The sequence below is a fragment of the Proteiniphilum sp. UBA1028 genome, from assembly GCF_002316955.1.
Lineage (GTDB): Bacteria > Bacteroidota > Bacteroidia > Bacteroidales > Dysgonomonadaceae > Proteiniphilum.
This window is the reverse complement of the sequence record NZ_DCEN01000031.1, coordinates 119,316-135,274: the sequence shown is the minus strand read 5'-3', so window position 1 is coordinate 135,274 and position 15,959 is coordinate 119,316. Positions and strand designations below refer to the sequence as shown.

10 protein-coding genes are annotated in these 15,959 nt (G+C 47.6%); 1 reads left to right on the top strand and 9 read right to left on the bottom strand.

Going from position 1 to position 15,959, the window contains the following annotated elements; all coding sequences use genetic code 11:
• The 6 genes from B3Z75_RS04620 to B3Z75_RS04595 all read right to left on the bottom strand — a co-directional run.
• Positions 1 to 182: DUF3127 domain-containing protein (locus B3Z75_RS04620; RefSeq protein ID WP_294068206.1), on the bottom strand; the 182-nt coding region annotated here is incomplete at its 3' end.
• Between the two features lie 205 nt (positions 183 to 387).
• Complete coding sequence (locus B3Z75_RS04615; RefSeq protein ID WP_294068205.1) at positions 388 to 1,284, bottom strand: sugar phosphate isomerase/epimerase family protein; 897 nt, start codon at positions 1,282 to 1,284, stop codon at positions 388 to 390.
• Positions 1,285 to 1,346: 62 nt separating this feature from the next.
• Entirely contained in the window at positions 1,347 to 2,123 is a 777-nt protein-coding gene (locus tag B3Z75_RS04610) for a 3-keto-disaccharide hydrolase (RefSeq protein WP_294068204.1), read from the bottom strand.
• A gap of 95 nt (positions 2,124 to 2,218) precedes the next feature.
• The gene (locus B3Z75_RS04605) at positions 2,219 to 3,688 is read right to left on the bottom strand and encodes a Gfo/Idh/MocA family protein (RefSeq protein ID WP_294068203.1); all 1,470 of its coding nucleotides are present in this window, start codon (positions 3,686 to 3,688) and stop codon (positions 2,219 to 2,221) included.
• Between the two features lie 42 nt (positions 3,689 to 3,730).
• Entirely contained in the window at positions 3,731 to 5,392 is a 1,662-nt protein-coding gene (locus B3Z75_RS04600) for a Gfo/Idh/MocA family protein (RefSeq protein ID WP_294068202.1), read from the bottom strand.
• A gap of 56 nt (positions 5,393 to 5,448) precedes the next feature.
• On the bottom strand, positions 5,449 to 5,913 hold the full coding sequence (locus B3Z75_RS04595) for a DoxX family membrane protein (protein ID WP_294068201.1): 465 nt from the start codon (positions 5,911 to 5,913) through the stop codon (positions 5,449 to 5,451).
• Between the two features lie 459 nt (positions 5,914 to 6,372).
• Here B3Z75_RS04595 and B3Z75_RS04590 point away from each other — a divergent pair, with 459 nt between their 5' ends.
• Complete coding sequence (locus B3Z75_RS04590; RefSeq protein WP_294068200.1) at positions 6,373 to 8,028, top strand: AMP-binding protein; 1,656 nt, start codon at positions 6,373 to 6,375, stop codon at positions 8,026 to 8,028.
• Between the two features lie 168 nt (positions 8,029 to 8,196).
• On the opposite strand, the gene carB (B3Z75_RS04585) is transcribed toward B3Z75_RS04590, so the two are convergent.
• The 3 genes from carB (B3Z75_RS04585) to carA form a co-directional block, all read right to left on the bottom strand.
• Positions 8,197 to 11,409 (bottom strand): carbamoyl-phosphate synthase (glutamine-hydrolyzing) large subunit, encoded by a 3,213-nt coding sequence (gene carB / locus B3Z75_RS04585; RefSeq protein WP_294068199.1) that lies wholly within the window; start codon positions 11,407 to 11,409, stop codon positions 8,197 to 8,199.
• Between the two features lie 64 nt (positions 11,410 to 11,473).
• The gene (gene carB / locus B3Z75_RS04580; RefSeq protein ID WP_294068198.1) at positions 11,474 to 14,725 is read right to left on the bottom strand and encodes a carbamoyl-phosphate synthase (glutamine-hydrolyzing) large subunit; all 3,252 of its coding nucleotides are present in this window, start codon (positions 14,723 to 14,725) and stop codon (positions 11,474 to 11,476) included.
• 44 nt (positions 14,726 to 14,769) lie between these two features.
• Positions 14,770 to 15,873, bottom strand: coding sequence for a glutamine-hydrolyzing carbamoyl-phosphate synthase small subunit (gene carA, locus B3Z75_RS04575; RefSeq protein ID WP_294068197.1), 1,104 nt, complete (start codon positions 15,871 to 15,873; stop codon positions 14,770 to 14,772).
• Positions 15,874 to 15,959: the final 86 nt, after the last annotated feature.

The following is a 15,959-nucleotide window of genomic DNA, read 5'->3' as shown; positions in this document are numbered from 1 at the left end:
TCGTATGCCTGTCCCTGTTTCAGGGTCACCCCGTCAAGTTTATCACCCCATACCGACACACACACTTTTTTGGGATACTGTCCCGGTGTCTCCACGATGATATCCTGTTTTTTCCACTCTCCGTTCCGTCCTTTACCCGTCTGTAACGGGAGGATCTCCACCAGTTTCGCTGTAAATTGCATGATTGTTTTATTAATTGACCGGAAACATTTTCGCATCCCTGAAGAATAACCACTCATCGGGATTTTCGTTTCCAGCGGCAAAAATAGCCATTTTCTCCCTCAGGAAGGGACTTTTTCGGGTTAAGTTTTCAACACCAGCTCGCAAGAGGGACAAAAAAACCCGGAACAAAAGTCCCGGGCAGTAGTGTTCTTTCAAAGAGATTGATTACTTTAAATAGCTCTCTTTCACGAAAGCAGCGTTGTTTAAAAAGTCGTAACTTTCCTTTATCCCTTCAAAAGGAGTTCCGGTGTATCTTTCCACCTCCACGACCATGTATTTGGCCCCGGCTAACTCTGCGTTGTTGTAGATGCTTTCGAAATCTACCTTACCGCTCTTGCCCAGCTCCAGCTCATCTTTGATATGGAGCACTTCAAAACGCCCCGGATAGTTGTTGAAATAGTCCACCGGATTTTTGCCGCCTTCGCCTACCCAATAGACGTCCATCTGGAAGAATACTTTCGCAGGATCGGTATTGTTCAGCATATAGTCGTAGATCATTTCGCCTTCTACTTCGGTAAATTCGAAGTTGTGATTGTGATATCCGAAACGGAGTCCTGCCGCATTGCATTTCTCTCCAACCTGGTTGAAATAGTCGCAATAAGCCTGCAGATCGGCCAATGTCTTGGGTGTCGGGATCCAGGCAACCACCAGGTACTTCATGCCGGCATCTTTGTGTGCCTGAATGGCTGTATCCCACCATGCCCACGTCTCCTCCCAGTTGGTATCGGCTGCCGGTTCTGCCAGAGGTCTGCCGGCGTGCGAAGAGAGCACCTCCATACCGGCATCCTCAATCGACTTCCTGAAATCGGCAGGAGCCATCCCGTAGAACTGGCCGTCGTTGTATCCCGCAGCTTCCACTCCGGTATATCCTATTTCTGCTACCTTGGCGATGGTACCAGCATAGTCGGCTTTGATGTCATCGCGCACAGAGTATAACTGAAGGTAGATTTCTTTTTTTGCTTCCGCAGGGACTTCCTCTTTTTTCTGACCCTGATTGCAGCCGGAGAATAGAAACAAGCTGCACAGGAGCACTGTACTGAGTAAAATTGAATGTTTTTTCATTGTATTTGTTTTTTACGAAGGATGTTTCCGCCCGAAAGCGGCAACGTTCTTCTTGTGAATAGTTAATCCAATATTTTGATTTTGATGTTTCTGTACCAGACATCGTCGCCATGATCCTGTAAGCCGATGTATCCTTCGTGGTTTTCACCGCCTGCATTCAGGAAGTTTGGCCAGTCTTTGAATTTGCTTCCGGCAACCATCTCTTTCCAGGCATCGGTCCATAAGTGGTATTCAACCACATTTTCTCCGTTCTGCGAATGCACAACGGTTCCCTTGTAGACCAAAATTCCTCCGGTATTCCATTCCCCCGCAGGTTTGGCATTCTGGGGAACAGCCGGCACCAGATCATACAGTGAAGCCGACTGGCGGTTTCCATCCTTTCCCAATTTTGCATCGGGATGTCTCTCGTTGTCCAGAATCTGATATTCGGGAGCTGATTCGTACATGGGTTTGCCTTCTACTTCCTGTGCTAAATAGAATACCCCGCTGTTTCCACCTTCCGATACTTTCCATTCGAAGGTTAGCTCAAAATTTTTAAACTTCTGGTCGTAGAGAATGTCGCCACCATCTTTCGCTCCTGCTTCGCCCATACCCGACCCGTTGATCTTGAGGGCGCCATCTTCGATGGTCCAGGCCGCTGGCATGTCGGCACGGTTATAGCCACGCCACCCAGTGAAGTCGGTTCCGTTGAAAAGTGTAATCCAACCTTCGTCGGCGACTACTTCGGTAGAATCGGCTTCATCTTCAGCATTTGATTGTTTGTTCGCATTCACATTGATGCATGACGTAAAAACTATCGCTGTCATCATGAGTAAATTAAATAAAAAAAACTTTTTCATAACTATTTTCTTTTAATTAAACTGATAATTTTCTTCCTGCAAAAAAGGGATCAACAACAGACAAACTCAGTCGCTCTTCCCCTTTAGACTTTCAGTTACGGCATTGCCGGTAATTTGTAGCCATTCTTGTACGTATGTTTGATAAGCTCATTCGCATATTCAATAGCATTCACCGGCTCTGTCCAGGTTTTGTTGAAGGTGGGATGCCCGTCGGTAATCTTGAAACCATCTTCCACAATGGTGCGGATGGTTGCATCGGCAGGAATGTTGGTGAAGCGCATATTTTCACCGTCCCATTCTAGTTCCTGGTTCAACGATTGCAGCCTCACGGCGAGGACGCCCATGACAACCATTTCGTTGAACGGACCTGCTTCAATGAAAGGAGAAGCCGTTTCAACGCGGTTTTCAGGAGATTCTTTGCATGCACGCACCCAATCCATTTCGTGGGAGAGGGTCACCTCACGCTGTGTCTTCGGCGAATTGGGCTTGCGGCCTGATACCAGCCAGGGATTCACACCGTAGCAACCGCAGATGAGTGTGTCTTTGGTTCCGTGGAAGATGACACCCCCACCCTGGTCGTTCAGGTTCTTGCCTGCGGGCACACCTTTGGGGCGCATGGGCAGCAAACCGCCGTCGTACCAGTATACCTCCACCTCGGGCATTGCTACCTTAGGCAGGTTGTTACGCTGCGGGAATATATATTTCACCATTTGCGCATTGGGGGCACAGTCGGTTAGCAACATAGTAGATGATCCCTGCACCTTTGTCGGATAGCCCAGGTTCAGTCCCTTGAATACCGGATGAAGGATGTGGCAGGCCATATCGCCCAGTGCACCTGTTCCAAAATCCCACCAACCACGCCAGTTCCAGGGATGATAAATATTATTAAAAGGACGTTTGTTGGCCGGCCCGATGAAAAGATCCCAGTTCAGGGTGGAAGGAATCTTGTCAGCCTGTTTCGGTGTCATAAGTCCCTGTGGCCAGATGGGCCTGTCGGTAAATGTTTCCACTTTCGTCACTTCGCCAATTTGTCCGTCGCTGATCCAGTCAATCACCTGACGCACCCCCGGACCCGATGAGCCCTGGTTCCCCATGCTGGTGGCCACTTTGTGCTTTTGAGCCAGCCTGGTCAACAAACGAGACTCGTACACACTGTGTGTGAGCGGCTTTTGCACGAACACATGCTTGCCCATGGTCATTGCTTCGGCGGCAATAAGAGCATGGGTATGGTCGGCCGTGGCCACCACTACTGCATCGATACTCTTGCCAAGTTCCTGGTACATCTTTCTGTAATCGTAATACTTCTTTGCTTTGGGGAAGTAATCAAATACACGCTGGCTGTATTTCCAGTCCACATCACAAAGTCCTACGATATTCTGGCTTTCCAGGTTTTTCAGGTTAGCAAACCCCATTCCTCCAACACCCACACCGGCAATATTCAACTTGTCGCTTGGTGCCGTGTGACCCATACTCTTTCCCAACACCGACGAAGGTATCACGGTGAGGCCGGCAGCTGCCATGGCTCCGGTTTCTAAGAATTTTCTTCTTGAAATTTTTGACGACATACGTACTTTGTTTTTGGTTTTAATTTTTCAGTTAATCTAAGTTTATTCTCTGGTAATTTGCTCTTTGTCTTTATCCCAGTACATGGTTCTTCCTTCAAGGTAGGCTCTTGTTCCCATGTGTGCCGTGATCGCCTCTTCAAACCCCTGATCGATGCCACAAGAGGGCTGTTGCCCTTTTCGGATACAATCGATCCATTCTTTCAAATGAAGGAAGGTTGTGTTATAGCGTTTTCCTTTGATAAAAGAGTAAAGCAACCCACGTTCTGCAAAATAACGTTCTGTGGCTGTAGAAACAGCGTCTACGCTTTGTCCCGGCACATAGGTGTAAAAAGGTTCACCCGGCTTGATAATGCCCTGATCAATTTTCTGGCGATACTGTTCACTTCGCGGGTCTACGGTTACCGTAAGCGTGTTGCCCACCTCCATGGTGGCATCATGCCCCATAATCTTTCTGCTGCGGCGGAACTGATTGGCCAACGTGGCAGAATAGAGCATGGTCAGATCCTTATCCCTGTACTCGAACACTGTTTGCAGAACATCGGGTACCGTACGTCCGTCCTTAAAGAAATAGACGCCTCCGGATGAACTGGCAGACGATGGAATACCCAGGTTGAGTATTTGGTTCATTGCATCATATTCGTGCGTCAGGAGGTCGCCGCTCAAACCAGTGCTGTAATCCCACCAGCAACGCCAGCGGAAAAAGCGCTCCAGACTGAATGTATCACGGGACTCCGGACCCACATATTTTATCAGGCCCGCAGATGTCATGTAATCCATGTACTCCTTGATGCGTTCCGGATCGCCTTCAAACTGTCTCCAGTCGATGCTACCCGGATTGGCCTTTTCGTGAATCGGATACACCCAGGCACCATTTGGATCGTTCCGGTTGGTGCCGGTTTCAATCAGGGTGATTTTTCCAAGGAGACCCTTCTCAATGATCTGGCGGGCACGCTCATAGGCTTCAATCTGTCGGTTCTGATGACCCAGCTGAAAAACAAGATGCGGGTTTTGCTTGACCAGCGAACGGAGCTCGTAGGTTTCCGGCACCGTCCATGTCAACGGTTTTTCCACATATACATGTTTCCCTGCCCTGATAGCATCCATGGTCATTGTTCCATGCCAGTGGTCGGGGGAGGCAATCACTACAGCATCCACATCGGGAGCAGCCAGTAACTCCTTGTAATGAATATAGCGCTTCGGTTCACGGCCATAGCGCCCTTCCGTTCCTTCCCGGTAAATATTGGATCCCGCACGGATGGCATCCTCTGCATACACATCAAAAATATCGCATACAGCCGTAATCTCAATCCGCAGGTCTTCCTGTTCCAAAAAGTCCTGATAACGGGTATTCTCCGAATTTATTCTCGATTGTTCCTTCAGGTTATCCACGTACTCAGGGGTTGCAAATCCGAGTGCCTGCATCAGTTGCGACCCTCTGATTCCATACCCGATGATACCGATCCTGATGACCTGTGCATCGGAGGAGGTTGGGTTGTACGCTGCTGTATCGCTCTTAAAACGGAACATTTCGGCCGCATGGCGGCTGGTATTCTCCACTTTTTTCTTTTGGTACACGCCATAGGCCATCGCACCCAAAACAGGTACTGTTACCATGGCCTTGAGTACATCGCGGCGTCCCTGCGAAACTTTTTTTTCGGGGAACTCTTCGTTTTCTTTCTGTATCTCGTTATGTTCTTCGCTCATAAAAAATCGCTAAAATGTTTTGTTCTTCCTCAATGAAATGATCTGCAAGTTCACGGTTATTTCCGTTTTTTTGAGGAACGACCTGTTTTTTTCCGGAACAACAAGCTGTCCAATCCAATAATCTTCGGAGAGGAAAACAACGTTAACACCACGACAGCCATCAGCATGATCATGTTTTTATCGATCCAGAGGTAAGAACCCTCCCTTGGCATAATATATTCGGTGAACAACAAAGGGGGATGGGAAAGATAAAACATGGACAGAAAGAGGATGGCACCGATGTAACCTGCTTTGGTGAATAAACCCAAAACTAGAGACAAGCCGACAAGCGTGAGGCCCCACACATTGACAAAGTTAACGACCTCAAGCATCATGGAGTTTTCGGCCATTTGGATAAACAACGGAGCAAAAAAACCTTTTGAGTCGATCAGATAGCCATATGCCGACCAGTTGGGAGTATACACTTTCGCCAATCCTTCGTATAAAAAATACCATCCTATGAACACGCGTAATGTTAACAACGAGTATAATTGTAGTTTGTTAAAATGAGCTGATCGCATCTTTCTATAAATGACTAATTAGATTTTATCGTTTTTTAAAGTAAAAACGCAGTTGTAAAAGTAAGATAAAATAAAATGAAAATGAAATTTTACCGGGAGAATCAAGGTGAAGGGTCAGAAAAAAAGAAATTATATGCTGATTGCTCTCAAAAGCACGGGTGTGTCCAAAGTAAATGAAGACACAACAGGACATATTTAAGCATGTGATGTGATTTTCACAGAAAATAGGAGCATTTTATCTTCAAAATCTGTAACTTTGTTTACCTTTTGTTATAATCGACAAGAAACAATCTCTTTGTTTGCTTGTTAGAACAACAGACGATAACGTTATTAAACAGCTGGACAACTGCCTGTTATATTTTGCATTTTAAGTAACAACAAGATCCGGGGTGAGGATAAAAACTGATAAAAAAAACAATAATGACCCAGAACTCTTTTTTAAACATCATTGAACAAAGCATCCGGAATAACTGGAGTGCACCGGCGATGACCGACTTTGAGGGGAGAACCTTTACTTATAAAGATTTTGCCTGCGAAATTGACCAGCTTCACGACTGTTTCCAGGCTGCCGGCATACAACGAGGCGATAAAATCTCCATTTGTGGGAAGAATTCCGCACGCTGGGCAATCGCTTTTTTTGCCACCCTCTCGTATGGCGCTGTGGCGGTAAGCATTCTCCACGAATTTGATAAGGAGAGCGTACAATTCATTGTGGATCACTCCGACTCCAAAATGTTCTTTGTGGATGATAATATTTGGAGAAATATTGATGGGTCAACACTCCCCCAAGTGGAGAGTGTGTTGTCGCTCGATGACTTTTCGCTGTTGAAGACCACCTCCGATAAATTCAATGCTTTTATCAATGGTGCCCCAGCCTATTTTGAAAAGAAATACGAAAAGGGATTTTTTGTCAACGACCTGGCCTTTCGTACCGACAAGCCCGAGGAGTTGGCAGTGATAAACTACACATCGGGTACTACAAGCAGTCCAAAGGGGGTGATGCTGCCCTACCGCAGTCTGTGGTCAAACACCAAATTTGCAAACGACTGCCTTGAGTTTATCCATTCGGGTGACAACATTGTCTGCATGCTGCCCATGGCACATACATACGGGCTTGCCTTTGAGATTCTCAATTCCATTTCGATGGGTTGTCACATCCATTTTCTGGGCAAGACACCATCGCCGAAAGTATTGCTCGATGCGTTTGCCAGGGTGAAACCAAAGCTGGTGCTGGCCGTACCGCTCATTATCGAAAAAATAGTGACCAAGAGCGTCCTTCCGAAAGTACAACAAGGAGCGGCCAAGATACTCACTAAAGTTCCACTTCTGAATTCCGTCGTTTACACGAAAGTACGCAAGTCGATGATGGGCGCTTTTGGCGGAAGACTGACTGAGCTGGTGGTTGGCGGTGCCGCCATTAACCCCGATGTGGAAAAATTTCTCCGGAAGATAAAATTCCCTTATTCCGTGGGATACGGGATGACCGAATGCGGACCGCTGATTTCCTACTCTTACTGGACGGAATTCAAAGAGCACTCCTGCGGCAGGATTGTAGACAGGATGCAGGTAAGAATCGACTCTGATGATCCACACAATATTGTGGGTGAGATACAGGTGAAGGGCACCAATGTAATGCTGGGATATTACAAAAATGAAGAGGCAACACAGCACACCTTTACCCGGGACGGCTGGTTGAAAACAGGTGATCTGGGGTTGCTGGACAAGGATGATTTTGTCTTCATCAAAGGAAGGGATAAGAACATGATCCTGGGGCCTTCCGGTCAGAATATCTACCCGGAAGAGATTGAAGAGAAAATCAATGGATCACCTTACGTGAACGAGTCACTGGCCATCGAGGAGAACAGGAAGATCGTCGCCCTCATAGTACCTGACTTTGATGTTTTACAAAAACAGGGAATTGCCGGCAATCAGATCACTCCGTTCTTTGAGGATCTGATCAAAGAAATCAACACAAAGCTGCCCAACTACAGTAAAATTTCCTCCTTACGCATACAGGAGGAGGAGTTTGAAAAAACACCCAAACGAAGCATTAAACGATTTAAATATCAGAAATAACATTCAATCACTGTTTCTCTTTTGCCATCAGGACCCGTGCCGAAAGATATAAGGCCTCAGCGTTGCGTGTTTGTCACAAAAAAAGACTGTCTCTCCATTTGAAACAGTCTTTTTTATGTGTATCGGGCATGATAAACACACCACGACTGAAGAATCAACTTTCGTTAATTAATACTCGTTCCAGCTCTTTATTTCGATATCCTCCAGGTCCATTTTACAGAAGGCCGTAATAAAAGCGCTTGCCAGGCGTGCGTTGGTAATCAGCGGAATATTGTAATCTACCGCACCGCGACGAATAATGTAGCCATTAGTCAGCTCTCTGCGGGTTACATCCTTTGGAATGTTGATGATCAGGTCGAACTGCTTGTCGGCAATCATCTGCCTGATGTTGTTCTCCCCATCCTCGTCCGGCCAGTTCACATCGGTAGCTTTGATACCGTTGTCTGTCAAAAACTTACAGGTTCCGTGGCTGGCGTAGAGATCATATCCATTCTCGCCAAGCAGCTTGCAGGCTTCCAGCAGATCCACCTTCGACTTCATCTCTCCCGAAGAGATGAGAATGCCCTTTTTGGGTATTTTATATCCCACAGAGAGCATCGACTTGAGAATGGCGTCGGAAAAGTCTTCGCCAATGCACCCCACCTCGCCGGTAGAGGACATGTCCACACCCAATACCGGATCGGCATTTTGCAGGCGGGAGAAAGAGAACTGCGATGCTTTCACCCCAATATAATCCAAATCGAAAACCGAACTGTCTGGCTTCGCATAGGGAGCATCCAGCATGATCCTTGTAGCGGTCTCAATAAAGTTGTGCTTCAGCACTTTCGAAACAAACGGAAAAGAACGAGAAGCACGCAGGTTACACTCAATCACCTTGATGTCGTTGTTCTTTGCCAGGTATTGGATGTTGAAAGGGCCACTGATGTTCAGCTCGCGGGCAATCCGTTTTGAGATCTTCTTCACCCGGCGCATGGTCTCGAAATAGATTTTTTGCGCAGGAAACACCAACGTGGCATCGCCTGAGTGCACCCCGGCAAATTCCACGTGTTCAGAGATGGCATACTCCACCACCTCTCCGTTACGTGCTACTGCATCGAATTCAATTTCCTTGGCGTTCTGCATAAAGCTGGACACTACCACGGGATACTCCTTCGATACGTTGGCAGCCATCTTCAGGAAAACATGCATCTGCTCTCTGTCGTAGCACACGTTCATCGCAGCACCCGACAAGACATAGGAGGGGCGAATCAGTACCGGAAAGCCTACTTTTTCGACGAAGGAATCGATTTCATCGAAGCTGGTCAACTCTTTCCAGCGGGGCTGGTCGATACCCAACTCATCGAGCATGGCCGAGAACTTATGCCTGTTTTCGGCACGGTCGATGGACAAAGGAGAGGTTCCGAGGATGGGAACCTGCTGCCGGTGCAGCTTCATGGCCAGGTTATTGGGTATCTGACCTCCTACGGACACAATGACCCCTTTCGGATTCTCTAAATCAATGACATCCATTACCCGTTCGAAAGTGAGCTCATCAAAATAGAGTCGATCGCACATATCGTAATCGGTCGACACGGTCTCGGGGTTATAATTGATCATCACCGAAGCATATCCCAGCTCGCGTGCGGTCTGTACCGCGTTCACCGAGCACCAGTCGAACTCTACCGACGAGCCGATACGATAGGCACCCGATCCAAGCACAATCACTGCTTCCTTCTCCTCTTTGTGCGGAATATACGCCTTGTCGGAACCATAGGTAAAGTAAAGGTAGTTTGTTTTGTCGGGATGGTCAGAGGCCACGGTGTTGATGCGCCGGACAATCGGAATGATGCCCATCTTTTTACGGTGATCCCGCACCCTGATCAACTCATTCTCCACAGTGCCTGCCGGTTCTTCCACGAAGCGCGCAATCTGAAAATCGGAGAATCCGAGCCTCTTGGCCTCCAGGAGCACTTCCTTTGGCAGTTCCTCAACCCTGCTGTAGGTAGCGAGCACCTTTGAGTAGTTGTATATATTTTCCAGCTTCTCCAAAAACCAGCGGTCTATTTTGGTGAGTTCCTCAATCTGGGCTACCGTGTATCCCTTTTCAAACGCATCGGCAATTGCAAAAATGCGAAGATCTGTCGGCTTTGCCAGCGACTCTTCCACATTTTCAAAGGTGATCTCCCGGTTTCCTACAAAGCCGTGCATCCCCTGCCCGATCATACGCAACCCTTTCTGGATGATCTCTTCAAATGACTGCCCGATGGACATGATCTCGCCCACCGACTTCATGGAGGAGCCGATCTCGTGGCTCACACCGTAGAATTTATTCAAATCCCACCGTGGTATCTTCACGATCATGTAGTCCACCTTCGGAGCCGCATAGGCCGAGTTGGGCGTACCCTGCTCCCCAATCTGGTCAAGGGTATACCCCAGCGCAAGCTTGGTGGCCACAAAGGCGAGCGGATAACCCGATGCCTTGGAAGCCAGAGCCGATGAGCGGCTCAGACGGGCATTGATCTCGATGATGCGATAATCGTTGGTTTCCGCATTAAAAGCATACTGAATATTGCACTCACCCACAATACCGATATGCCGTACTACTCTTTGGGCAATATCTTCCAACAGAGCGATTTGCTCTTGGGTAAGTGTAATGATGGGTGCCACCACAATACTTTCGCCGGTGTGGATACCCAGTGGGTCGAAGTTCTCCATGGGTACTACCGTGAAACAGTGGTCATTGCGATCACGGATAACCTCGAACTCAATCTCTTTCCAGCCTTTCAGGCTCTCCTCCACCAGGATCTGGTTCGAAAAGGAGAGAGCGCTTTTGCAGAGATCGATAAACTCATTTTCATTTTCACAGATTCCCGACCCCTGTCCTCCCAGCGCATAGGCAGAACGCACCATAATGGGAAAACCAATTTCACGGGCCGCAGTGAGCGCATCTTCCAGGCTCTCCACTGCATGCGACTGCGGTGTTCTGGCGTCGATCTCGTCGAGCTTCTTCACAAAAAGATCGCGGTCTTCGGTGATCATGATTGCCTCCACCGAGGTGCCCAGTACCTTGACGTCATATTTGTCGAGCGTACCGCTTTGGTACAGTTCGGTACCACAATTGAGAGCAGTCTGCCCGCCAAAGGCAAGCAAAATGCCGTCCGGTTTTTCTTTTTGAATTACTTTCTCTACAAAATAGGGAGTAATGGGCAGGAAGTAGACCGTGTCGGCCACTCCTTCCGATGTTTGAATGGTGGCGATGTTGGGGTTGATCAGCACCGTTTCAATCCCTTCCTCACGCATCGCCTTTAAGGCTTGTGAGCCGGAATAATCGAATTCTCCCGCTTGTCCGATCTTCAGGGCACCGGAACCCAGTAAAATAACTTTTTTGATTGTTTGATCCATTAATTGATATATTGATTTCTTTTTTAAAATTCTATCTTTTTCCCATGCACAAACTACCGATCGCTTATTTGAACTCACCCCAGTGCCTGATTTCGATATCCTCCACCGATATCCGACAGAATGCCTTGATGAAGGCACTAGCCAGACGGGCATTTGTGATCAGCGGAATGTTATAATCTATGGCATCGCGACGGATCTTGTAACCGTTTGTCAATTCCCTCTCCGTTAAATTCTTGGGAATATTGATAATCAAATCGAATCTCCTTTCGGCAATCATGTCGTTCACGTTTAGTGTTGCGTTTTCGTCGTCCGGCCATGCCACGAAGGTACTATCTACGCCATTTTCCTCCAAAAAATTTTGCGTACCGCCCGTGGCAAATAAGGCATATCCGTTTTTCTGTAACAGGCGGCAGGCATCGAGCAGGGTGACTTTCGACTTTGTTCCACCGGAGGATATCATGATATTTTTTTGGGGAACACGGTACCCTACTGCCAGCATGGATGTGAGAAGGGCATCGTCAAAATGGTTACCGATGGCCCCCACTTCACCGGTCGATGCCATATCCACACCAAGTACCGGATCGGCTTTCTGCAGGCGGGTAAATGAAAACTGCGGAGCTTTTATTCCTACATAGTCAAGCTCGAAGGCAGATTTTTCGGGTTTCTCTACGGGAATTCCAAGCATCACTTTAGAGGCCAGCTCTATAAAGTTTATTTTCAACACCTTGGAAACAAACGGAAAGGATCTTGATGCTCTCAGGTTACACTCAATAACCTTTATGTCGTTATCCTTTGCCAAAAACTGGATGTTAAACGGCCCCGATATCTCCAATGCTTTGGCTATCTGCCTGGTTATCTGCTTGATTCTTCGAACAGTCTGCACATAAATTTTCTGTGCAGGAAACAAAATGGTAGCATCGCCGGAGTGAACGCCTGCAAATTCCACGTGTTCCGATATGGCATAGGCCACCAGTTCCCCGTTTTGTGCGACCGCATCCATCTCTATCTCCTTGGAATCTTCAATGAATTCCGAAACAACCACCGGATACTTGCTCGACACTTCGGTTGCCAACGTAAGGAACCGTTCCAGCTCACTGCGGTTGGAACATACATTCATCGCAGCACCGGAGAGGACATACGATGGCCTCACAAGCAGCGGAAAACCCACCTCGTCAACAAACTGAAGAATTGCATCAAGCGTAGTCAACTCTTTCCACCGCGGCTGGTCGACTCCCAGCCTGTCGAGCATGGAGGAAAACTTATGCCTGTTCTCAGCATTATCGATACTTCGGGCAGATGTCCCCAAAACATTTACCCCAGAATCATCAAGTCTCACTGCAAGGTTGTTCGGTATTTGACCACCCACAGAGACAATAACACCGTGCGGATTTTCCAGCTCTATAATATCCATCACCCGTTCGTACGACAGCTCATCAAAATAAAGCCTGTCGCACATATCGTAGTCCGTCGATACCGTCTCCGGATTATAGTTAATCATCACCGAGCGATACCCCTCATCACGGACGGTGCGAAGCGCATTTACTGAGCACCAGTCGAATTCCACCGACGATCCTATCCGGTATGCACCCGAACCAAGAACAATTACCGAGCGGTGGTCGCCGCAATAAATCAGGTCATTTTCTCCCCCGTTATACGTGAGATAAAGATAATTAGTCTGCGCCGGGAACTCTGCGGCCAACGTATCAATCTGTTTAACGACAGGCAGAATACCCTGTTTCTTTCTGTATGCTCTGACTGCGAGGGCATCCTTCTCATTCACTGCTTCCTTGAACAGCGCCCTTGCGATCTGGTAATCCGAAAAACCTTGTCGCTTCGCCAGGCGCAGCAGATCAGAAAAAGAATCGTTCCCTGCCTGTTGCCTGTTTTCTTTTTCAATATCGATACCTCCCGGCTCAACTTCTTCGAGCATCTCTGCCGTATCCACAATATTGCGGAGTTTATGCAAAAACCAACGGTCTATTCTTGTCAGTTCGTGAATCTGATCTACAGTATACCCTCTCCGGAAGGCCTTACTGATCACAAAAATACGCTGATCGGTCGGTTCACGCAGCGCTTTATCGATATCCGGAATAACAAGTTCCTTGTTTTCCACAAATCCGTGCATGCCCAGTCCAATCATTCGCAACCCCTTCTGAATAGCCTCTTCAAAGGTGCGCCCGATCGACATTATCTCGCCAACCGACTTCATACTGGATCCGATCTGCTTGGAGACACCACTGAATTTCCCCAGATCCCAGCGTGGTATTTTCACCACGATATAATCCAGTGCCGGCTCAAAAAAGGCGCTGGTTGTTTTGGTTACTGAGTTCTTCAGGTCGAAAAGTCCGTAACCCAGTCCCAGTTTAGCTGCCACAAACGCAAGCGGGTAACCGGTAGCTTTCGACGCCAATGCCGAGGAGCGACTCAACCGTGCGTTCACCTCAATCACCCTGTAATCTTCCGATTCGGGGTCGAGTGCATACTGAACATTACACTCTCCAATTATTCCTATGTGGCGAACTATCTGAATGGCCAATTCACGAAGCTTGTGATATTCTGAATTTGTAAGCGTTTGGGAGGGTGCCACCACAATGCTTTCGCCGGTATGAATGCCCAACGGGTCGAAGTTCTCCATATTGCAAACCGTGATGCAGTTGTCATATCTGTCACGCACCACCTCGTACTCTATCTCCTTCCACCCTTTCAGCGACTTCTCAATCAGGAGCTGCGCGGAATAGTTAAACGTCTTTGTGGCAAGCTCTTTCAGTTCGTTGGAGTTGTTACAGAAGCCGGAACCTAAACCACCCAAAGCGTAAGCTGCCCTTACAATAACAGGATATCCCAGCTTTTCGGCTGACTCAAGCGCCTCATCGGTGGATAGTACGGCAAAACTGGTGATCGTCTTAATCTCTATCTGGTTCAGCTTTTTCACAAACAGATCCCGGTCCTCTGTATCCATAATTGCCTGTATTGGGGTTCCGAGCACCTCCACGCCATACTGTTCAAATACTCCTGCCTGGTATAACTGTACCCCGCAATTCAGCGCTGTTTGTCCGCCAAATGCCAGCAGGATTCCGTCCGGCCGCTCCCGTGCGATCACCTTCTCCACGAAGTAAGGGGTGACTGGCAGAAAATATATTTTGTCGGCCACCCCCTCCGATGTCTGTACCGTGGCTATATTCGGATTAATCAGGATGGTCTCCACACCTTCTTCATGAAGTGCTTTCAATGCCTGAGAACCGGAATAATCAAACTCACCTGCCTCCCCAATTTTGAGGGCACCGGATCCCAGGACGAGTGCTTTTTTTATATTCATTTCTCTGTGCTACTGACGGTTCTTTTCCTCTACCATATGACTTATCATACTTTGCTGGCGACCACTGACCTAGCGAACTCATCAAAGAAAAACCGAGTATCGGTTGGCCCCCCCGCAGCCTCGGGATGAAACTGCACCGAAAAAAAGGGCTTTGTCTTATGTCTGATTCCTTCGTTGGTTCCATCGTTCATATTCACAAACCAGGGTTCCCATTCATTATTCAAAAGCGATTCATCCACTGCATATCCATGGTTTTGAGATGTAATAAAACACTGGTTGCTTCGCACCCTGCGTACCGGCTGATTGTGACTGCGGTGTCCATATTTCAGTTTGTACGTAGATGCCCCGGCTGCTTTGGCCAGGAGCTGATTACCCATGCAGATCCCAAAAATTGGTTTATCTCTGTTCAAAGCTTCTCGAATATGTTGAATAGTCACCCGGCAATGATCGGGATTGCCCGGTCCATTTGAAATAACCACCCCATCATAATCAATCGCACTAAAATTATAATCCCAGGGAACACGAATTACCCGCATACCCTGCTTCACCAGCTCTCGCAGGATGTTCAGTTTTGTGCCACAGTCAACAAGGACTACCTTCTTTTCTCCTTGCCCATATTCAATAACTTCCTTACAGCTCACCTGCGCCACAAGGTTGTCGTTTCCGGGATTATAAAATTCGGTTTCACTCTCTTGTCCTGAGTCGGGTTTTTCTCCAAAAACAATTTTCCCCAACAGAGAGCCCTCTTCACGTAGAACCTTTGTCAGCATTCGGGTATCTATTCCGCTAATACCGGGTATATTTTCCATTTTCAACCATTCTCCAAGGCTCCTGGAGCCATTCCAGTGCGAGAACTGAGCCGAATAGTGCTGCACAATGAGTCCCGACACGTGGATGCGTCCGGACTCAAAAAAATCGGAAACTCCGTATGTTTCGCTTTTGGCTGGAACTCCGTAATTTCCGATTATAGGATATGTGGATGTGAATATCTGACCTGTGTAGGAAGGGTCTGTCAAGCTTTCTGGATAACCTACCATTGCTGTATTGAAAACCACCTCCCCCGATGCCGGCCTTTCGGCTCCAAACGATTCTCCCTGAAAAACCATACCGTTTTCAAGAATCAACCGCACCGGTGTAACTCTCTGCATAGTGCGTACATTATTTTGTTGTATAGATACCGTATGATATTAGGACACAAAGATAGAAAAAAAAATTTGTTTCACGATGTTTTTTT